The following is a 21,255-nucleotide window of genomic DNA, read 5'->3' as shown; positions in this document are numbered from 1 at the left end:
TCAAGGCAGATTCATCAGTTAGTCTGGCTGCTGATATGAGTTTACCGGGAAAGTTAACTATGGCATTCAATTTCGACCAACGGATAGACCGTCGTCACAGCGATAGCCTTAAATGGAACAAATATGCGGACCAGGACATTCTGCCGTTGTGGGTGGCAGATACCGATTTCCGATCGCCTGACTGCGTCATCGATGCGATCAAAACCCGCGCCGGGCATGGCATTTTCGGCTATGGCGATACGCCGGTAGCGTTTCTCGACAGCGCAGTTGCGTGGCTCGCCTCACGCTATCAGTGGCACGTCAATCCGGAATGGATTGTGGTTTTACCCGGCGTGGTGAGTGGACTGAATCTCGCCGTGCGTGCCTTCACTGCGTCGGACGAGCTGACGATTTCTCCCACGCCGATCTACCCACCGTTTCGCGGGGCGGCAAAACTGGCAGAGCGAGGTCAGATCAATGTGCCTGTCACGTTGCAACAGGGGCGCTGGCTGCTGGATCTGGATGCAGCCGAAGAACAGACTGGGGGTAAAGAACGGCTGTTAATGCTGTGTAACCCGCAGAACCCGGGCGGCACGGTCTATCGCCAGGACGAACTGCAGGCGCAGCTGGAATTCGCCCGGAAACACAATCTGATTGTCTGTTCCGACGAGATCCACAGCGATTTGCTACTGGAACCGGGCGTGCAGCACATTCCGTTTGCTTCGCTAAGTGAGGATGCGGCCCAGCGAAGTGTCACGCTGATGTCGCCCTCCAAGAGTTTCAATATCGCCGGTCTGGGTGCGTCCATCGCCATCATACCGAATGCTGAACTGCGCGCGCGCTTTAACCGGGTGCGACGCGGCATTGTGCCGGATGTAGATATTCTGGCCATCACCGCAGCAGCAGCAGCCTGGCGCGAAGGTGAGCCCTGGCTGAAGGCACAGAATGCTTACCTGCGCAGTAACCGGGACTGGCTGGTATCACAGGTCAATAAAATGCCGGGTCTGTCAGTTGCCACGCCGGAAGCAACCTACCTGGCCTGGATTGATGCCAGCGCGCTGGGTGTGGCCAGTCCTGCCCTCTATTTTGAGAAGCACGGACTGGGCTTAACCGCCGGACGTGAGTTCGGCAACGACCAGTTTGTCCGGCTCAATTTCGGCTGTACCCGAGCGCTACTGGACGAGGCGGTTGCCCGACTGAAACGCGCCGTGGCTGCCCGCATTTAGTGCTGCTCACTGGCGACAATTTCCTCCAGTCGCCACGGATGAAACTTGATGGTTGTCTGCCCGTCCGTCACCGCCAGGGTCGGATTAGGCAGACGCTCATTCTCGCCCTGCGGTGAGCTGGTTTTAAAGGAAATGCCGGGCTGCGTCAGTGCCTCATCAGACAATAATGCCATCGCGCGCATGCCCAGCGTTCGATGATCGCCACGTAACACCACTTCAATGTGCTCCCAGCCTTCATGGCGATAACGCTTCTCACCCGGCCACGGCAGCTCAACCACATCGATCTCTCTGCCCGCCACAACCAGTGGATCATGTAGTTTAAACAGGCAAATCTGCCGTCCGTTAATCATCGTCGCGGAAAACTGCGTACCCATCTGCTGCAGGCCTTGCTGCCAGCGGATCGCCGTCGTGTCCTGATGACAACGCACCGAAATATGGTCCACTTCAAGATCGTTAAGGCGCAAACCAAGTTGCTGCGCAAAACTTTGCAACGATTTTTCAAAACGCCTTAAATCTGTCTTTAAATCGTCCAATTCTGCCGGAAAAGATCGCTCTGACACCGTAAATCCTCTCAATTTGTTTAGCATTTATAAACAGTCTGGTTTATGGAGCGCCGCGTGCCTGACGTCACATAATGATAAGATTCATCTTATTTGGACTGAAATTTAACGCAAAACCTCATAATAACATCTTTCATTTCGGATTTATCTCCTGTTTAGGGCCATAAGTTCCTTGATGAAAGTGAGTTAAATATATGATTATAATCAACTTCTTTAATACAATAAGATAAGTCTCAATTGACTGATAAACAATTGCAGCATTCTCTGCCTTCCTATAAATTTGACCTAACACAAACAAAAGGAATGGCTATATGTCTATGCTCATCGTTGTCGCTGTACTGATCGCACTGATGGGATTCGCAATTGCGCGCCACTGGAAGGTGCTTGAAGATAAAAGCGTAAAGAACCCACGTCGTCATCTGCGACGTCGTTAACGCCTCCGGGAAACATCTTCTTCAGCTCTGTTTCCCCGCTTCATCCAACTGCTGACGCCCATCCACATTTCACGTATACTTTTCCCCTCATTTTTTTCCATTTTGTCTGCCCCATCCGTTTCTGCCCCGCCGTAACGCGATGTGCTCAGGCAAGATGATGACAGCCCGGTTTAGCAGTCCAGGGCGTTGTTCAGCTTATGAAGGTAACTCGGTGAATATTCAGGCACTTCTTTCCGCAAAAGTCAGTCAGGCAATGGTTTTAGCCGGCGCACCCGCCGATTGCGAACCACAGGTTCGTCAGTCTGCACGGGTTCAGTTTGGAGACTATCAGGCCAACGGCATTATGGCCGTGGCGAAAAAGCTGGGACAGGCACCGCGACAATTAGCGGAAGCGGTGATTCAGCACCTCGACCTGACCGGCATCGCCAGCAAGGTTGAAATTGCCGGGCCGGGTTTCATTAATATTTTCCTTGACCACAACTGGCTGGCAACACACGCCCGTCAGGCACTTAGCCTGCCGCGTCTTGGCGTGCAGCTGGCTGAGCCGCAGACCATCGTGGTCGACTATTCCGCCCCTAATGTTGCAAAAGAGATGCACGTCGGTCACGTCCGCTCCACCATCATTGGTGATGCGGCGGTGCGTACGCTGGAGTTTCTCGGCCATAACGTTATCCGCGCTAACCACGTTGGCGACTGGGGTACGCAGTTCGGCATGTTGATCGCGTTCCTTGAAAAGCAGCAGAATGAAGATCACGCAGAGATGGCGCTGGCCGACCTCGAAGGCTTCTACCGTGAAGCAAAACGCACTTATGATGAAGATCCTGAGTTTGCCGAGCGTGCACGCAGCTATGTCGTGAAACTTCAGGGTGGCGATGAATATTGCCGCCAGATGTGGAAGAAGCTGGTCGACATCACCATGAGTCAGAACCAGAAAATCTACGACCGCATGAACGTGACGCTGACGCGCAACGATGTCATGGGTGAAAGTCTTTATAACGACATGCTGCCCGGCATTGTTTCCGACCTGAAACAGAAAGGCTTAGCGGTCGAGAGCGAAGGCGCAACCGTGGTGTTCCTGGATGAATTCCAGAACAAAGAGGGTGAGCCGATGGGCGTCATCATCCAGAAAAAGGATGGTGGCTACCTCTACACCACCACGGACATCGCCTGTGCGAAATATCGTTATGAAACGCTGAAAGCCAATCGCGTACTCTATTACATCGATTCACGTCAGCATCAGCATCTGGTGCAGGCATGGACGATTGTCCGTAAAGCGGGTTATGTGCCGGAGTCTGTGCCGCTGGAGCACCATGCATTCGGCATGATGCTGGGCAAAGATGGACGACCATTTAAAACACGTAGCGGCGGTACTATTAAACTCTCTGATCTGCTGGATGAAGCCTATCAGCGTGCCTACTCGCTGGTGCGTGAGAAGAACCCGGAGATGAGCGAAGCGGAAGTGAAAACCCTGGCGGAAGTGGTGGGGATCAGTGCTGTCAAATATGCTGATCTGTCAAAAAGCCGCACCACCGACTACATCTTCGACTGGGATAACATGCTGGCGTTTGAAGGCAATACCGCGCCTTACATGCAGTATGCCTATACCCGTGTGCTTTCCGTGTTCCGTAAAGCGGGCATTAATGCCGATTCGCTGGATGCAGAGATTGTGATCAGTGAAGAGCGCGAAGCACAGCTGGCCACGCGTTTGCTACAGTTCGAAGAGGTCATTACTCAGGTCGCTCGCGACGGCACGCCACATGTGATGTGTGCCTATCTCTACGATCTGGCCGGTCTGTTCTCCGGCTTCTACGAGCACTGCCCGATTCTCAGCGCAGAATCAGACGCAACGCGCCTGAGCCGTCTGCAGCTGGCCGCGCTGACGGCGAAGACGCTGAAGCAGGGTCTGGATACTCTGGGTATCGACACCGTCGAGCGCATGTAACCTGTAAAACGGAGAGGGATTTCCCTCTCCGTTGCTGTTCTCAGTTATCCGCTCTGAACGCCCCCCAAATTTCCGCAGCAGGATGGTGTTATGTCTGTCGCCGCGCACCTTATCAGCAGTCATCTTCCCACCATAAAGCAATTGCAGTGCTTTCTGGCTGTTGCGCACGAGCTTAATTTTCGCCGGGCCGCAGAACGCCTCAGCATGACGCAGCCGCCGCTCACCCGTCAGGTTCAAAGCCTGGAAGATCTGCTCGGTCAGCCGCTGTTCAGCCGTACGACTCATGAGGTGATGCTCACCGATGCTGGCCGTGCGCTGGTTGCAAAAGCAGAATCGATTCTTACCGCGCTGAATAGCCTAAAGCAGCCTGCTGCCGTGCGACCACGTATCGGACTGACCCGCACGCTCAACTTTGAATTAATGGCACCGCTTAACCGGCAGCTCGCCAGTTTCCATGCCAGCGATGAAATGGAGATGCCCAGCCTGACCTCCGCTCAACTGCTGCAAAGCCTGGCCAAAAACAGCCTGGATTTAATTCTCACTGGCGAAAAAGGTCCTGAAGCGGAAACTCTGGTTAAGTACACCTGGGTTTACCGTGAACCGCTGCTGCTCGCTATGCCGTCAACGCACCCTGCCAGTCTGGCAGGAGAAAAGGTCTCACTGGACGCGCTGTCTGACCTGCCGCTGTTCTGGTTTGCGCGCAGTGCCAATCCGCAGTTTTACGATAAATGCGAACGCTACTTTGCGACGCTCAGCGTCACGCTAAAACGAATAAGAGAGCCGGATGATTCCCTGCTGATGCTGTCGCACATCGCCAGAGGCAAAGGATTCGCCCTGATGCCGCAGTCAAAATGTACCTTTAACCAGGCAGGACTCTGTTATCGCCCGCTGACTGAAAGCGCGGCGCGGCAATTGACGATTGATGTTTATGCGGCCATTCGCGCCAATGAAAAAAATGCGGCAGTGCTGAATGCGCTGAGCGTGCTTTCACAGTCAGCCTATCACGACGCTCACCCGCATTCATCAGACTGAGTCGCCGCCCTCTTACGCTGCGCTGCCTGTGGCTGATGATGCGCGGTTCCGCCCGCTCCTGTGTTGTCCCCGGCCTTACCTTTCCTGATACCTTTTTTGCATGACGAAAAGAGCAATTCATTGCTTTCACCCGGGGTGAAACAATCGCCTTTCACTCACGAGGAGAAACAATGAAAAAGAGAACCTTAAGTCAGGGCCTGGATGTCAGCGCCATAGGCTATGGCGCGATGGGGCTGAGCGAATTTTACGGTCACTCCGACGACCGCCAGTCTCTCCAGCTGCTTATCCAGCTGCGCGACCTGGATATCACCTTCATTGATACCGCCGATCTTTACGGACGTGGCCACAATGAGCAGCTGATCGGTGAGTTTCTTGCCGGGATGAGCAAGGCTGAACGCCTGATGTTCACCGTCGCCACCAAATGTGGTATTGAGCGTCCGGCAGATGAGGCTTATGCCCGTACCATTAACAATCAGCCGGACTACATTACCCACAGCTGCCATGCCTCCCTGAAACGATTGGGCGTCGAGCGTATCGATCTCTTTTATCTGCATCGTATCAGCCCGGCAACACCGATTGAGGAGAGCATGCAGTGTCTGAGCCGTCTGGTGAAAGAGGGGAAAATTGCCCGGATTGGATTGTGTGAAGCGTCGGCTGCCACTCTGAATCGGGCGCACGCCATCCATCCGCTGGCCGCGCTGCAGACGGAATATTCTCTGTGGACGCGTGACATTGAAGAAGAAATCCTGCCAGCGGTGAAACAGCTCGGTATCGGTCTGGTGCCCTATTCCCCGCTGGGCAGAGGTTTTCTGACCGGTAAATACCGCCAGAACAGTGATTTTGCCGGGGATGATTTCCGCAAAAATAACGCGCGTTTCCAGCAGGAGAATATCGATCACAACCTGCAGCTTGTAAACGCGATTACGCCACTGGCGGAGAAATATCACGCCACCACCGGGCAGATTGCGCTGGCCTGGCTCCTGGCCCAGTACGAAAGAATTGTGCCGATACCGGGCACCAGGCAGATCGCTTATCTTAATGAAAATGCGCAGGCCGCGGATATTCAGCTGGAAGAGAACGATATCCTGTTGCTGAATGCACTTCACCGGCAAATAGAAGTTAAAGGGGGGCGTTACTCGGAAGAGGGAATGAAAGGCGTTAATGCCTGAATTCTGACCTTTGCGTCGGTGCCTGATGTATCGATTGATAGTCAGTGCGTTAATTGTTGCTCTGTAAACGACGCAACAGCCGATGCACATATCTGGTGTGCATCGGCGTGTCCCGCGCAGGAATCAACGTTGCTGATTCATTATTCGTAATTGACCATCACTTCACTGCTGACCACCCGTAATCCGGGTGGAAGCGCCCCGCTGCCAGCAAAACCAAACACCATGTGCAATGTCTCACCGGCATTCAGATGCGCCAGACCGCGCGTGGTGCCGCTGGCACCTTCAAGCGACGTGCAACGCTGTTCACCGCACAGCCGCACTTCCAGGCCAGAGGGCGCCGGCCTGCTCAGCTCATAGCGCCAGTTAATGATGCTGACTTCCCCACCGACGTCAGCGGGTGGCGTCAGCGGCTGCGCCCGTTGCCAGCTGCCACGGTTCGCTAGTAGCGGTCCGTTAGCCGTGGCACTCCAGGCCCCTCCAGCCGCCTGAGCCATCAGCGGCATCATTAGCAATGCCATGATCAGTCTGCGCATTATTTGCCTCCAATGGTGGCAGTCATACGGATCTGACGGTTATCACTCAGCTCCAGGTTTGAGAGCACCACCAGCTGTGGCAGATTGCGGCGCAGGAATCGCGCCAGCAGCGCACGCAGCGGATGATTGACCAGCAGCACCGGCGGTGCCCCCAGCATCTCCTGGCGCTGCAATGCGGCCTGTGCCTGACTCAACAGCCGGTCGGCCAGACCCGGCTCCAGTCCGCCACCACCCTGCAACGCCTGCAACAGCAGACGTTCCAGCGTTGAATCCAGCCCGATAACCTGCACTTCGTCATTACCCGGGAACCACTGTTGCGTAATCGCACGGCCCAGCGCCACACGGACCACGCTGGTCAGCTCCTGGGGATCGCTCTGCACCGGCGCGTGTTCCGCCAGCGTTTCGATGATGGTGCGCATATCGCGAATCGACACCCGCTCCACCAGCAGGTTCTGCAGCACCTTGTGCAGCGTGGTGAGTGAAATCACGCCTGGCACCAGATCTTCAGTCAGCTTCGGCATCTCCTGGGTTACGCGATCCAGTAGCTGCTGCGCTTCCTGACGGCCAAACAGTTCGCTGGCGAACTGGCCGATCAGATGGTTGAGATGGGTTGCCACGACGGTACTGGCCTCGACGACTGTAAAGCCCTGAATCTGCGCCTGCTCTTTGAGTGCGCTATCAATCCAGACCGCTGCCAGACCAAAGGCGGGATCGACGGTCGCTTCACCAGGCAGACTTCCGGCAGCCGTGCCAGGGTTTATCGCCATCCAGCGGCCAGGATAGGCATCACCGCTCCCAATCTCTACCCCTTTCATCAGGATGCGATAGCGCGCAGGCGGCAGCTCCATGTTGTCACGGATATGCACCACCGGCGGCAGGAAACCGACATCCTGAGCAACCTTCTTACGAATACTGCGGATACGTCCCAGCAGCTCACCGTTTTGCTGATGATCGACCATCGGAATCAGGCGGTAGCCCACTTCCATGCCCAGGGTATCTTCCAGCTGCACATCGGTCCAGGACGCTTCGGTGGCGGCAGGCGTGTCTGCCGGTTTGTTGCTGATGCTGCCTGCAACGTCCACTTTCTTCTTCGGCTGTGCTTCGCGACCACGCAACCACCAGGCCAGACCCAGTAAGGCGGCGGTGAACAGCAGGAATACGAAATTAGGCATGCCAGGCACCAGACCCAGTAAGCCAATCACCCCGGCGCTGAGCATCAGTACGCGGGGATCTTTGAACAGCTGAGTGACCATCTGCTCACCGACATCCTGATCGGTGGCAACGCGCGTCACGATAACACCCGCAGCAGTGGAGATAACCAGCGCCGGGATCTGCGCAACCAGTCCATCACCAATGGTCAGCAGCGTATAGGTTTCTGCGGCATGACCCGCATCCATACCGTGCTGCACCACGCCCACCAGCAGGCCGCCGATGACGTTGATGACCATGATCATGATACCGGCGATGGCATCACCACGAACGAACTTACTCGCACCGTCCATCGAACCGTAGAAGTCGGCTTCCTGGGTCACTTCTGCACGGCGGCGTTTGGCATCATCTTCACCGATCAGACCGGCGTTGAGGTCGGCATCGATTGCCATCTGCTTACCGGGCATTCCGTCCAGCACAAAGCGCGCACCCACTTCCGCGATACGACCGGCACCCTTGGTGATAACCATAAAGTTGATGATCACGAGGATGATAAACACCACGATACCGATGGCGAAGTTACCGCCCACCAGGAAGTGACCGAACGCTTCAACCACCTGTCCGGCGGCAGCGGCACCAGTGTGCCCTTCCATCAGGATGATACGGGTTGACGCAACGTTCAGCGCCAGACGCAGCAATGTTGAGAAGAGCAGAATGGTCGGGAACGCCGCAAATTCCAGGGTCCGCTGGGTGAACATCGCCACCAGCAGGATCATGATCGACAGCGCAATGTTAAAGGTGAACAGCAGATCGAGGATAAACGGCGGCAATGGCAGAACCATCATCGACAGGATCATCAGGATCAGTACCGGCCCGGCCAGTACCTGCCACTGCATATCTTTAAAGCCCGGTAAACGTAGCTTTACGGCCAGGTTATTAGCCATCGTTTTTGCTCTCTCCTGCAAAGTCCATCTCTGCCGGAACCGGCAGGTCTTTTGGTTTGGTTGGAATCAGGCCGCCTTCGCGCTTCCAGCGACGCGACTGCCAGACCCACGCCAGCACCTCGGCCACGGCAGCATAGAGCGCGCCAGGGATGTGCTGACCAATTTCGGTATGACGATATAACGCACGCGCCAGCGGCGGTGCTTCCAGAACCGGGATGCGGTGTTCAGCAGCCAGTTCACGAATTCTCAGCGCGATCTCGCCGGCCCCTTTCGCCACAACTTTTGGCGCACTCATCTTTTTCTCGTTGTACTGCAGGGCGACGGAGTAGTGCGTCGGGTTGGTAACGATGACATCGGCTTTCGGCACATCTGCCATCATTCTGCGTCGCGCAGCGGCGCGCATCTGCTGACGGATGCGTCCTTTAACATGTGGGTCGCCTTCCTGCTGCTTATGCTCGTCGCGAATCTCCTGCATCGACATCTTCAGCTTTTTAAAGTGGCTGTAGAGCTGCCAGAAAACGTCATAGCCCACCATCGGTATCAGCCCCAGCATCACCAGCGAGCAGCAGACCGCAATCATCTCCATGCCGTGGATGAGCGCGGTCACCGGTGCTTCACTGATCAGTCGCAGCATCTCGGGCCAGTGACTCCAGATGTACCACCAGCCCACTGCGCCAACCAGGATAGTCTTGAGGATACCTTTAAACAGTTCGGTCCAGGCCTGAGCGGCGAACATTCGCTTAAAGCCGGCAATCGGGTTCATCTTTTTCGGATCAAACTTGATCGATTTACCGCTGAAAACGATACCGCCCAGCAGCATAGGGGCGGCAATCGCCACCAGCACCAGACCGCCCATTAACGGCAGCAGCGCCATCAGTGCCTGCGTGATTAGGCTGCCAATGTGGCTGACGATAATTTTGTCATCTCTGACCATGCCGTGGTCAAAACGAAGTCCGGTGGCGACCATCGCCGCCAGCCGGTGCGCCATCATGTTGCCGCCCATCCACAGGATCATGATGCCGGCCAGCAGCATCAGTACGGATGTCAGTTCGCGCGAACGCGGAATCTGGCCCTCTTCACGCGCTTTCTCAAGCCGGTGGGCCGTGGGCGATTCTGTTTTGTCCTCGTCGCTATCAGACACGACAAACCTCGGTTGGCAGGAATTCTGAGCATAGGATGCCAAATCTGGCTTAAGTCAAAGCGGAGATAAGATGGGAAAAACAGGCGTTCTTTCGGGGATGGATCTGACAATGCAGAACGGGGCCACCGGACGGTGACCCTGTTTATTATAATATTCAGCTGTTTCGCCCGCACGCGGGCGAACGACGCTTAAAACCCTAAGCTGTCCAGCAGGTCATCAACCTGATCCTGGTTCGCCACCACGCCTGGTGCATCAGCGTGAATCTGCGGTCCGTTCAGCAGGCTGGTGCCTTCCTGACGCTTTTCAGCACTGACTTCTGGCATGTTTTCCAGCAGCACCATTAACAGCTGGCGCTCAATTTCCTGAATCACATCCATCATACGCTTGATCACCTGACCGGTAAGGTCCTGGAAATCCTGCGCCATCATGATTTCAAGCAACTGCTTGTTGGTAAAGGCGGTATGCTCTGGCACGGCGGTGAGGAATGCGCGCGTATCCGTCACCAACTCCCGCGCATCACCCAGTTCAACTGGGTTCTCAAACCACTCATCCCAACGTCCTTTCAGCTGGGTTGCCCCGGCTTCCATTTTATCCTGATGAGGTTGTGCTGCTTCAACACAGTTCAACGCACGGTCAGCGGCCTGCGCCGTCATCTGCACAACATAATCCAGACGATCGCGGGCATCAGGAATGGCTTCAGCCGCATCGGCAATGGCTTTATCCAGCCCCAGCTCGCGCAGACTGTCGCGCAGCATGCGCGTCAGAGAGCCAATACGTGAAATGATGTCGTGTGCCGCGGCATCCTCAGTTGGTTTCGGAAAGTCGCTCATCACATCCCCTTACATGCCCAGTTTTTCGAAAATTTTACCCAGCTTTTCTTCCAGGGTTGCCGCAGTGAAAGGTTTCACTACATATCCGCTGGCACCCGCCTGGGCGGCGGCGATAATGTTCTCTTTCTTGGCTTCCGCAGTGACCATCAACACCGGCAGCGTACTCATTGCCGCGTCAGCACGAATGGTCTGCAGCAGCTGCAGGCCATCCATGTTTGGCATGTTCCAGTCGGAAATCACGAAGTCGAAACCACCCGCTTTCAGTTTGCCGAGGGCATCCACACCATCTTCCGCTTCTTCTACGTTATTGAAGCCAAGCTCTTTCAGCAGGTTACGCACAATACGACGCATCGTATTGAAGTCGTCTACTACCAAAAAGCGCATGTTTTTATCTGCCATATCTACTCCTGAGTTGTCTCGCCCGGCGGGACGGGCCTGTTAAATACGCAATGCCTGTCCGGCGCTAATTTTCGCCAGCATGTGCTGGCTGATGTTGCTTAAATCTACGACTTCGCTCACGCCGCCCGTGGCAATAGCCTCACGCGGCATGCCAAATACCACACAGCTGGCTTCGTTCTGGGCGATGGTCCAGGCGCCTGCCCGGTGCATTTCCAGCATCCCGGCCGCACCATCGTTGCCCATTCCGGTGAGGATGACCCCCACCGCATTTCGTCCGGCGTTAATCGCCACCGATTTGAACAGCACATCCACAGAGGGTTTGTGCCGGTTTACCGGGGGTCCTTCATTCAGTTTCACCACATAGTTGGCACCACTTCGGCCCAGCTCCATGTGCATTGCGCCTGGGGCGATATAGGCGTGGCCTGGCAAAATACGTTCACCATCTTCGGCTTCTTTTACCGTGATCTGACACAGCTTGTTCAGACGCTCGGCAAAGGAGCGGGTAAACCCTGGCGGCATATGCTGGGTAATCAGCAGTGCCGGGCTGGTTGCCGGTAAGGGCTGCAGCACATGGCGAATCGCCTCCGTTCCGCCGGTTGAGGAGCCAATCGCAATCAGCTTCTCACTACTCAGCAGCGGACCCGCTTTCAGTGTCGCCGGCACCGGCATCGCTGTGCGGTTATGCAGGCGCGCACGGGAAGCCGCACGAATTTTGTCGCCAATCATCTGGCTGTACGCCAGCATCCCTTCACGGATGCCGAGCTGCGGCTTGGTCACGAAATCCACCGCGCCCAGCTCCAGCGCCCTCAGCGTAATTTCGGAGCCTTTTCCGGTCAGCGATGAAACCATCACCACCGGCATTGGCCGTAACCGCATCAGTTTTTCAAGGAAATCGAGGCCATCCATGCGCGGCATTTCCACATCCAGTGTCAGCACCTGCGGATTGAACTGCTTGATCAAATCGCGGGCGACCAGCGGATCGGGCGCCGTAGCGACCATCTCCATATCCGGATGGCTGTTGATGATCTCTGTCATCAACTGCCGCATCAGCGCAGAGTCATCTACGCACATCACGGTGATTTTGCTCATCATCTTTCCTTCGTCAGTCCATAGACGGTTTGCCCACGCAGCCAGAACTCTTTACTGATCTGACTGAAGTTTTCTGAGTGTCCGGCGAACAGGATGCCGCCCGGTTTTAGCAGTGGGACAAACCGACGCAGAATCTTCTCCTGCGTCTCTTTATCGAAATAGATCATCACATTGCGACAGAAAATAGCGTCGAACTGACCCGGCAGCGCCCAGTCATTCGCCAGCAGGTTAAGCTGCGCGTAAGTGACCATATTGGTCAGCTCGGGACGCGCCCGCACCATACCGGCATGCGGACCGGTTCCGCGCAGGAAGAAACGCTGCATTTGCGCCGGTGACAGCGTGCGCAGCTCTTCCTGGCGGTAAACCCCTGCCACCGCCTTTTCCAGTACCTGAGTATCGATATCGCTGGCATGAACCTGGAACTTGCCAGGTCCTGTGCCCAGCGTTTCCGCCAGCGTCATGGCGATCGAATAAGGCTCTTCACCCGTTGACGCTGCGGTACTCCAGACGCTGAAGTTGCCCTGTCGCTTACGTGCATGCTCCGCCAGAATCGGGAAGTGATGCGCTTCGCGGAAGAACGCGGTCAGGTTGGTCGTCAGCGCATTGATAAAAGCCTGCCACTCGGCACTGTTTGGATCGGACTCCAGCAGCGCCAGGTAGCGACCAAAATCGTCGATATTCAGCGTACGCAGACGACGAACCAGACGGTTGTAAACCATCTCACGCTTGTGGTCGGCCAATACGATGCCGGCACGCTGATAGATCAGCTGGCTGATACGGCGAAAATGCGTATCGGAGAGCGGCAAACGCTGCACCATTTGCGACAGCAGCGTTGTCGTCTCATTTTGATCTAAAATCGTCGATTTTTTCATCTCTGCACCTGGCCCGAACTTAATACATTAACTGTCTGCTGCGATGCCCGGCGCTGTAACAGCGACCGGACCACGGGCGTTTAAAAGGTTTCCCAGTTGTCGTCGCTGCGTGACGCAGACGAACGACCAACGGCTAACGGTGCATCTAACTGGAGAGTTTTCATCGCCGTTGTCTTGTTAACGGCCTGAGCGACAAATTCTTTACCAATATTGAACACTGACACCGCTTGTTTTAAGTGACTTGCCTGATCTTCGAGCGCTGCAGCGGCGGCGGCTGACTCTTCAACCAGTGAGGCGTTCTGCTGTGTAACGCGATCCATCTCGGTCACCGCAAGGCCCACCTGGTCAATGCCACGGCTCTGCTCGTCTGACGCGGAGGCGATCTCACCCATGATGTCAGTGACGCGGGTAACCGCGCTGACGATGTTGCTCATGGTGTCACCGGCACTCTCTACCAGCACTGAGCCGGTATTAACGCGGCTAACGGAATCTTCAATCAGCCCTTTAATCTCTTTGGCGGCCTGGGCGCTACGCTGTGCCAGGCTGCGGACTTCACCCGCCACTACCGCAAAACCGCGACCCTGTTCTCCGGCACGCGCGGCTTCAACCGCGGCATTCAGCGCCAGGATGTTGGTCTGGAAAGCGATGCCATCAATCACGCTGGTGATATCGGCAATCTTCTTAGAGCTGCCCGCAATCTCTTTCATCGTGGTGACCACACCATCCACCACTTTGCCGCCCTGCTGCGCGGTTTCTGAGGCAGTCAGCGCCAGCTTCGACGCCTGACGGGCGTTTTCAGCATTCTGTTTCACGGTTGCGGTCAGCTGCTCCATGCTGGCGGCAGTCTGCTCCAGCGAGGCGGCCTGCTGTTCCGTTCGCGAAGAGAGATCGTTATTGCCGATAGAAATTTCGCTGGCACCGGTATAGATGGCGTCGGAGCCATCACGGACAGTGCGAACGGTACGCACCAGCTCCTGCTGCATGTGCTGCAGTGAAGTCAGCAATTCGCCGATTTCATTTCGTACGTTAATCTCCACCGGCTGGGTCAGGTCACCACGTGCAATGTGCTGGATGTGCTCAATGCTCTGACGCAATGGACGGATCAGCGCTGAACGCATCACGTTCCACACCAGAACAATCATCAGCAATGTCACGGCCAGCGTGGCAATAACAATGGTGATAGAGCGGCTGTAAGCCTGCTGGTTTGTTTTTACACCCTCCTGTGCCAGCTCTTTGTTGTGCTCAAGCCAGGCGGTGTAATCTTTCTGGAATTTGTCCTGGAAACTCTGCGTAGGCTGATCGACAAAACCTTTGAAGTTACCGGTCGTGAAGAAGACCATCAGTTCTGCCAGGGCATCGTGATAGGCCTTATAGTTCGCCTGTAACGTCAGGACGTTTTCAGCTGTTTTGCCCTTTTCTGACAGGTTATCGTTGAAAATCTGATAGCTGGCTTCGGCCTGTTTCAGTTCCTCGCCCGCCAGGGCGACCAGATCTTTCACGCTGGCTCCCGACCCCGACATCTGTGCATCCTGCAAAAAACGGATACCGGCGCGGTTAAGGGTGTTGCGCGCCTGAACAAGCGAAACCCATGAGGTGCCCATCGCCTGTTGCAACGTATTCAGACGCTGGTTATAAGCAAAATTCTCTTTATCTGAGCTGACAGTTTTGAAAAACATTCCGCCGGAAAAAATCTGCAGCAGCGCAAACAGCGCCAGCACACACAGCAGGCCGGAAACGACTCGTACACGACTAAACATACACACCTCATTGGTTGGCGATTCGTGTTTATTTATCGGCGGAGTCAGGGGGAACTTTATGCATGGCAGCAGCTTAAAGCCGCTGCCATGGTGAAAAGCAGGAAATCAGGCGCGGGAAATTTTGAATACGGAGACTGCCTGGGTCAGAACGCTGGCTTGCTGCTCCAAAGCGGCGGCGGCGGCGGCAGACTCTTCCACCAGAGAAGCATTCTGCTGCGTCACGCGATCCATTTCAGTGACGGCCACGCCGACCTGTTCAATACCGCGGCTCTGTTCATCAGACGCTGAGGCGATTTCGCCCATGATGTCGGTAACGCGGGTCACGGCACCCACAATCTCATTCATGGTACTGCCGGCGCTCTCAACCTGCAGTGACCCATCGTTAACGCGAGAGACGGAGTCTTCAATCAGGCCTTTGATCTCTTTTGCGGCCTGGGCGCTGCGCTGTGCCAGGCTGCGCACTTCACCCGCCACCACTGCAAAACCACGCCCCTGCTCACCGGCCCGCGCGGCTTCAACGGCGGCATTCAGCGCCAGGATATTAGTCTGGAAGGCGATACCGTCAATCACACTGATGATGTCAGCAATTTTCTTCGAGCTGTCCGCAATCTCTTTCATCGTGGTGACCACGCCATTAACCACTTTTCCGCCCTGCTGTGCGGTTTCGGAGGCGGTCAGCGCCAGTTGCGACGCCTGACGGGCGTTGTCCGCATTCTGCTTCACCGTGGCGGTCAACTGCTCCATGCTGGCGGCAGTTTGTTCCAGTGAGGCGGCCTGCTCTTCGGTTCGTGACGACAGGTCGTTGTTACCGGCGGCGATTTCGCTGGCACCGGTAAAGATGGCATCTGAGCCATCACGGACATTACCCACGGTCATCACCAGAGACTGTTGCATCTCATGGATGCCTGCGGCCAGCTGGCTCATCTCATTGCGTCCCTCAACCACAATAGGCTGAGTCAAATCACCGGAGGCGATAGCACGAATCTGTGCCAGAAGCTGTTGCAGGGGCTGAATCAGCACCTGACGCAGGCCAAACCAGCAGATAATAATCACCGCCAGTACCGCAACGCCAATGATGGCCAGCAGCCACATCATCTGGGTGTACGCGTTGTGGTTCTGCTCCATGCCCTTGTCGGAAAGTGCAGTCTGCAGCGCACGCCATTTATTGTAACTCTCCTGCATCGCCACCTGCTTCTGTTCGATGTTCTGTTTGAACATCCCTTCCAGGTCACGTGCCTGCAGACTTTTTACCATCGCTTTCAGGCCGTTTTCATAACTGGCGTAATCAGCTTCAAGCTTGTCCCCCAGCGTCTCGTCAAGACCGGCTGTGGTAGGCAGATGGTAATAGATTTTGAAGTGACGATCGGCCTCTGCTAACTGGTTATTGGCTTTGGAAATAAGTTCATCAAGCTGACCGCCGTTCATCTGCGATGCCATGCTGGTCTGTAACCGAAGCATGCCGCGGTTCAGCGTGGTACGGCTGTTGTTTAAAGAAATATAAGCATCTGTCATCTCAGTAACATTACGATTAGAGACCTGAGACAGCGCGAAGGAAGCTTTGTCTTTATTAAGTGCTGACCAAAAAAGGCTGCCAGAGACTAACTGGAGCGCGCCAAAGATAACCAGTACTGCGATTAAACTGGTTACCACTTTTATTTTTTTTAACATCTTGTTCCCCTGCAGGTTGATTAAGGTGCAGCGGCTATATCGGCGACCCTTCAGGATTAATTAACGCTTTTTGGTGCTTTCAGGAGAGAAGTGGCTTTTGTAATTATTTTTATCAGCATGAGCTGCTGAGTTTGGCTTTAAGCAGAGGAATAACGGGGAGGGTTGCGCATCCCTCAGGATGCGCAACGGGACATCAGAAGGTTTCCCAGTGGGTATCACTGACGGGGGCCGTCAGGGCTTTGCGGGGGATCTGCGCAACCGTGGCTGGCGCGGCAATCGGCAGATGCTTTGTCAGTGTCTGCTGCACGGTGCCGCGTGTAATGTTGAACACAGACACGGCCTGGCTTAACCGGCTGGCCTGGTCTTCCAGCGAGGCTGCCGCCGCAGCGGATTCCTCCACCAGCGAGGCGTTCTGCTGGGTCACGCGATCCATCTCGGTAACCGCCTGACCGACCTGATCGATGCCGCGACTCTGCTCGTCCGACGCCGAGGCAATTTCCCCCATGATGTCGGTGACACGTGTGACTGCACTGACAATATCGCTCATGGTTTCGCCCGCGGTGCCAACCAGCTGCGAACCGACGTTGACCCGGCTCACGGAGTCATCGATCAATCCTTTGATCTCTTTTGCCGCCTGGGCGCTGCGCTGCGCCAGACTGCGCACTTCACCCGCCACCACAGCAAAACCGCGACCCTGTTCTCCGGCACGCGCCGCTTCAACGGCCGCATTAAGCGCCAGAATATTGGTCTGGAACGCAATCCCGTCAATCACGCTGGTGATATCGGCAATTTTCTTCGAACTGCCGGCGATTTCGCTCATGGTTTTCACCACGCCAGCCACAACATTCCCGCCTTTCTCTGCGGTTTCGGAGGCGCTGAGTGCCAGCTGTGACGCCTGGCGGGCGTTTTCAGCATTCTGTTTTACCGTGGCGGTGAGCTGCTCCATGCTGGCTGCCGTCTGCTCAAGTGAGGCCGCCTGTTGTTCCGTGCGGGCGGAGAGATCATTATTCCCGGCAGAGATCTCGCTGGCGCCGGTGAAAATCGCATCCGATCCTTCACGTACATTGGTTACGGTGCGCACCAGCGACTGCTGCATATCATGCAGGCTGGCCGCGAGCTGGGTCATTTCATTGCGCCCTTCCACCACGATAGGCTGGGTTAAATCGCCCCGGGCAATATGCTGAATGTGATGAATGCTGCTGTTCAGTGGCGCCATCACGATTTTGCGCAGGCCAAACCAGCACAGCACGATCACCGCCACCACGGCAGCCATAATGGTAGCGAGGATCCACATCATATGGCTATAAGCACTGCTGTTCTCTGCCACGCCCAGTGTAGTCAGCCGACTCTGGTCGGCTCGCCACTCGCGGTACAACGTCAGAAAGGCACTCTGGCTCGGTGCAACCGGGGCTTTGCCCGCCGCGACCATATCATTGACCTGCAGCGCGCTCTGCAGGCTGTTAAGCGCGGCCGCATAGTCGCCGTATCGCTGATCAAGCTGGTCGTTAAGTTGTTGATCCTGTCCTGGCGTATCTGGCGTTTCTTTGAACGTCTTATAGAAGCCCTCTGCCTCCTGCTGGAAGCGCTGACTGTCTGTAAACAGCGTGGCAACATCTGCTGTTTTGCCTTCCAGTTTACTGGTGGCGAGACGGAGCTGAATGCGTGTCAGTAATACACGGCTCTGGTTAAGGCTCATATAGGCATCATTTAGCGCCTGCGTATTTTGCATCGCCAGCTGAGAAACAGCGAAACTTTGCTTATCGTGACTTAATGCGGAGTAAAAGACGGAACCGGAGAAGGCCTGTAACAGCCCAAACACCAGTAATACCAGCAACAGACTGGTGACAACACGGATTTTCGTTAACATGCGTAACCCTGAAAAAAGGAGGTAATCAAAAAAGTGACGCAGGGATTATCGGCAGGTGATGGCGGGAAATTAGGGGGAGTCGCTTTATTCTTTGATTTTAAAAGGCTTGTTCACGATGCAACTATCACGGGCCAGTGTTAACCAGCCCGTGATAACCCGATTACGCGCTACGCAGATTATCAACCAGCGCCATCTCGTCGCTGCTCAGCAGCTTTTCGATGTCGACCAGAATCAGCATGCGATCGCCCAGCGCACCCAGACCGGTCATGTACTCGGTCGACATGGTCACCGCAAACTCCGGTGAAGGTCGGATCTGGTCCTGAGTCAGCGACAGCACGTCAGAAACGCCGTCAACCACAATACCAACCACACGATTTTCCAGATTCAGCACGATAACCACAGTGTTTTCATTGTACTCAACATCGGGCTGCGCAAACTTCACGCGCAGATCGATAATGGGCACGATGACACCGCGCAGGTTAGTCACTCCGCGGATAAAATCAGGGGTATTCGCAATACGTGTTACCTGATCGTAACCGCGAATTTCCTGAACTTTGAGGATATCGATGCCGTATTCTTCGTCGCCCAGCGTGAAGACCAGAAACTCCTGACCCACAGTTTCGCCAGCAATTTTTGTCACGGTTGCCATTCCATTCATGTTATTTACCCTTTCGTTATCAATCAGGCGGCAGCGCCAGCCACACGTTTTTCACGGTTAAGTGATTGCAGTGCTGAAACATCGACAATCAGCGCTACGCTACCATCGCCAAGAATGGTGGCAGCGGAGATGCCCGGCACTTTGCGATAGTTACTTTCCAGGTTCTTCACCACCACCTGATGTTGACCAATCAGCTGATCGACCAGCAGCGCATAGCGTTTGCCCGCGCTTTGCAGGATCACCACGATGCCCTGAGTGGCTTCGGTTTTAGCATCCTGCACATCAAAGACGCTCCACAACTCAACCAGTGGCAGATATTCACCACGGACTTCCAGTACGCACTCGCCACCGGCCATCGGTTTGAGATCTTCGGCACGCGGTTGCAGCGACTCCATCACCGCATTCAGCGGCAGAATAAAGACTTCATTGGCGACGCGAACGGACATGCCATCAAGGATGGCCAGCGTCAGCGGCAGCAGAATACGAATGGTCGTGCCTTTGCCCTGCTTCGAGGCGATTTCAACGTGACCGCCCATCTCCTGAATATTTCGTTTCACCACGTCCATACCGACGCCGCGTCCTGAAACATCCGTCACCTGCTCCGCTGTAGAGAAGCCTGGTGCGAAAATCAGCATGCCGACCTCTTCGTCGCTCATGTTCTCATGAACGGGCAGGCCTGATGACAGCGCTTTTGCAAGAATACGTTCACGGTTCAGACCGGCACCATCATCAGAGACTTCGATGCAGATATTGCCACCCTGATGTTCCGCTGAAAGCGTCAGGTTACCGGTTGCCACTTTACCGGCGACAAGGCGTTTCTCTGGCGTTTCGATACCGTGGTCAAGACTGTTACGCACCAGGTGTGTTAATGGATCAATGATGCGTTCAATCAGGCTCTTATCGAGTTCGGTTGAACTGCCCAGCAATGTCAGTTCGACCTCTTTGCCAAGTTTGCTTGCCAGGTCACGCACCAGACGCGGGAAGCGGCTGAAGACATATTCCATTGGCATCATACGAATCGACATCACCGATTCCTGCAGATCACGGGCGTTACGCTCCAGCTGACCCATGCTGTTCAGCAGGTCGCCGTGCGCCACCGGATCGAGTTCGCCGGAACGCTGGGCGAGCATTGACTGGGTAATCACCAGTTCGCCCACCAGGTTGATCAGCTGATCGACTTTCTCCACGGCTACGCGGATGCTGGTGGATTCGCTTGATTTAGCCGGCGCCGCAGCGCGCTTAGTTTCACGCTTCGCCGCTGCCACAGGCAGTTCGGTGACGGTCGCGGTGTGAACCTCTTCCACCACAGGTGCGGCGGGGGCCGCGACGGCAACCGGTGCAGCAACCGCGTCATCAGCGGCCGGGAAGCGAATTTGCGCTTCGTCAATGACGAAACAGAGCACCGCCACGATGTCATCTTTACCGACGCCATCAATGCAGACGTCCAGCATGTTGCTGCCCTTCTGCACATTGGTCAGCGTGCCCAGATTACTCATCTCTTCCAGCATCAAATCGACCTCTTTCTCTTTGAGATCGATCAGCTGTACACGCAGGCCGCTGGTGCTGGCGGGCTCTGCGCTGACAGTGGCAACACTGGCCGGTGCTTCAACCGGCAGACCTTTGGCCTCTAACGCCAGCTGGCGCAGCGCTTCACAGATATATTTGAAGCTCTCCGCGTTAGGCTCCTGCGCGGTTTTATAAGCATCGAGCTGTTCCTGCATAATATCTTTGGTTTCCAAAAACAGGTTGATGATGTCGGTGCTGAGCTGCATCTCGCCGCGACGAGCACCATCCAGAATGTTTTCCAGGATATGAGTCGTTTCCTGCAATACCGTAAAACCAAAGGTTCCGGCCCCACCCTTTATGGAGTGAGCGGCACGGAAGATGGCGTTAAGCTGTTCCGAATCTGGCTCCTGTGGGTCCAGACCCAACAGGTGTTGTTCCATATCCGCTAATAGCTCATCGGCTTCATCAAAAAACGTCTGGTAAAAATCGCTGATGTCCAT

18 protein-coding genes are annotated in these 21,255 nt (G+C 55.3%); 5 read left to right on the top strand and 13 right to left on the bottom strand.

Annotated features, from left to right (window positions below; genetic code table 11):
- Positions 1 to 59: 59 nt before the first annotated feature.
- The gene (locus tag IAI47_RS08380) at positions 60 to 1,205 is read left to right on the top strand and encodes a MalY/PatB family protein (RefSeq protein WP_003849179.1); all 1,146 of its coding nucleotides are present in this window, start codon (positions 60 to 62) and stop codon (positions 1,203 to 1,205) included.
- Here IAI47_RS08380 and IAI47_RS08375 read toward each other — a convergent pair.
- A complete protein-coding gene (locus tag IAI47_RS08375; protein ID WP_050540834.1) occupies positions 1,202 to 1,792 on the bottom strand; it encodes a VOC family protein in 591 nt (196 codons plus the stop codon). The genes IAI47_RS08380 and IAI47_RS08375 overlap by 4 nt on opposite strands.
- A 284-nt stretch (positions 1,793 to 2,076) precedes the next feature.
- Here IAI47_RS08375 and IAI47_RS22025 point away from each other — a divergent pair, with 284 nt between their 5' ends.
- From IAI47_RS22025 to IAI47_RS08360, 4 genes are all read left to right on the top strand, one after another.
- A complete protein-coding gene (locus tag IAI47_RS22025; protein WP_003849175.1) occupies positions 2,077 to 2,199 on the top strand; it encodes a hypothetical protein in 123 nt (40 codons plus the stop codon).
- A 211-nt stretch (positions 2,200 to 2,410) separates the two neighbouring features.
- Positions 2,411 to 4,141, top strand: a complete 1,731-nt coding sequence (argS, locus tag IAI47_RS08370; RefSeq protein WP_033743091.1) for an arginine--tRNA ligase — start codon at positions 2,411 to 2,413, stop codon at positions 4,139 to 4,141.
- A 90-nt stretch (positions 4,142 to 4,231) separates the two neighbouring features.
- Complete coding sequence (locus IAI47_RS08365; RefSeq protein WP_008925368.1) at positions 4,232 to 5,173, top strand: LysR family transcriptional regulator; 942 nt, start codon at positions 4,232 to 4,234, stop codon at positions 5,171 to 5,173.
- Positions 5,174 to 5,343: 170 nt separating this feature from the next.
- Positions 5,344 to 6,342: an aldo/keto reductase gene (locus IAI47_RS08360; protein WP_008925369.1), complete on the top strand. Its 999-nt coding sequence runs from the start codon at positions 5,344 to 5,346 to the stop codon at positions 6,340 to 6,342.
- A 140-nt stretch (positions 6,343 to 6,482) separates the two neighbouring features.
- Here the strand turns inward: IAI47_RS08360 and IAI47_RS08355 are convergent, their stop codons facing one another.
- The 12 genes from IAI47_RS08355 to cheA form a co-directional block, all read right to left on the bottom strand.
- Positions 6,483 to 6,875 (bottom strand): flagellar protein FlhE, encoded by a 393-nt coding sequence (locus IAI47_RS08355; RefSeq protein ID WP_008925370.1) that lies wholly within the window; start codon positions 6,873 to 6,875, stop codon positions 6,483 to 6,485.
- Positions 6,875 to 8,968, bottom strand: coding sequence for a flagellar biosynthesis protein FlhA (gene flhA / locus IAI47_RS08350; protein ID WP_008925371.1), 2,094 nt, complete (start codon positions 8,966 to 8,968; stop codon positions 6,875 to 6,877). The genes IAI47_RS08355 and flhA overlap by 1 nt, the downstream gene beginning before the upstream one ends.
- The gene (flhB, locus tag IAI47_RS08345) at positions 8,961 to 10,109 is read right to left on the bottom strand and encodes a flagellar biosynthesis protein FlhB (protein WP_003849164.1); all 1,149 of its coding nucleotides are present in this window, start codon (positions 10,107 to 10,109) and stop codon (positions 8,961 to 8,963) included. Before flhB ends, flhA begins: the two co-directional genes overlap by 8 nt.
- Before the next feature lie 188 nt (positions 10,110 to 10,297).
- Positions 10,298 to 10,939: a protein phosphatase CheZ gene (cheZ, locus tag IAI47_RS08340; RefSeq protein WP_008925372.1), complete on the bottom strand. Its 642-nt coding sequence runs from the start codon at positions 10,937 to 10,939 to the stop codon at positions 10,298 to 10,300.
- Between the two features lie 9 nt (positions 10,940 to 10,948).
- A complete protein-coding gene (gene cheY, locus IAI47_RS08335; RefSeq protein WP_003849158.1) occupies positions 10,949 to 11,338 on the bottom strand; it encodes a chemotaxis response regulator CheY in 390 nt (129 codons plus the stop codon).
- Positions 11,339 to 11,377: 39 nt separating this feature from the next.
- Positions 11,378 to 12,427, bottom strand: coding sequence for a chemotaxis response regulator protein-glutamate methylesterase (locus tag IAI47_RS08330; protein ID WP_003849155.1), 1,050 nt, complete (start codon positions 12,425 to 12,427; stop codon positions 11,378 to 11,380).
- Entirely contained in the window at positions 12,427 to 13,299 is an 873-nt protein-coding gene (cheR, locus tag IAI47_RS08325) for a protein-glutamate O-methyltransferase CheR (RefSeq protein WP_003849153.1), read from the bottom strand. The genes IAI47_RS08330 and cheR overlap by 1 nt, the downstream gene beginning before the upstream one ends.
- Before the next feature lie 80 nt (positions 13,300 to 13,379).
- On the bottom strand, positions 13,380 to 15,056 hold the full coding sequence (locus IAI47_RS08320) for a methyl-accepting chemotaxis protein (protein WP_008925373.1): 1,677 nt from the start codon (positions 15,054 to 15,056) through the stop codon (positions 13,380 to 13,382).
- Between the two features lie 105 nt (positions 15,057 to 15,161).
- The gene (locus tag IAI47_RS08315) at positions 15,162 to 16,724 is read right to left on the bottom strand and encodes a methyl-accepting chemotaxis protein (RefSeq protein ID WP_008925374.1); all 1,563 of its coding nucleotides are present in this window, start codon (positions 16,722 to 16,724) and stop codon (positions 15,162 to 15,164) included.
- Between the two features lie 193 nt (positions 16,725 to 16,917).
- The gene (locus IAI47_RS08310; RefSeq protein WP_008925375.1) at positions 16,918 to 18,591 is read right to left on the bottom strand and encodes a methyl-accepting chemotaxis protein; all 1,674 of its coding nucleotides are present in this window, start codon (positions 18,589 to 18,591) and stop codon (positions 16,918 to 16,920) included.
- A 160-nt stretch (positions 18,592 to 18,751) separates the two neighbouring features.
- The gene (cheW, locus tag IAI47_RS08305; protein WP_003849145.1) at positions 18,752 to 19,249 is read right to left on the bottom strand and encodes a chemotaxis protein CheW; all 498 of its coding nucleotides are present in this window, start codon (positions 19,247 to 19,249) and stop codon (positions 18,752 to 18,754) included.
- A gap of 23 nt (positions 19,250 to 19,272) precedes the next feature.
- A complete protein-coding gene (gene cheA / locus IAI47_RS08300) occupies positions 19,273 to 21,255 on the bottom strand; it encodes a chemotaxis protein CheA (protein WP_187961278.1) in 1,983 nt (660 codons plus the stop codon).

The organism is Pantoea sp. MT58 (assembly GCF_014495885.1).
In the GTDB taxonomy this organism is placed as follows: Bacteria; Pseudomonadota; Gammaproteobacteria; order Enterobacterales; family Enterobacteriaceae; genus Pantoea; species Pantoea eucalypti.
Note: the sequence above shows the minus strand (reverse complement) of the source record. Positions and strands in the feature narration are given on the sequence as shown.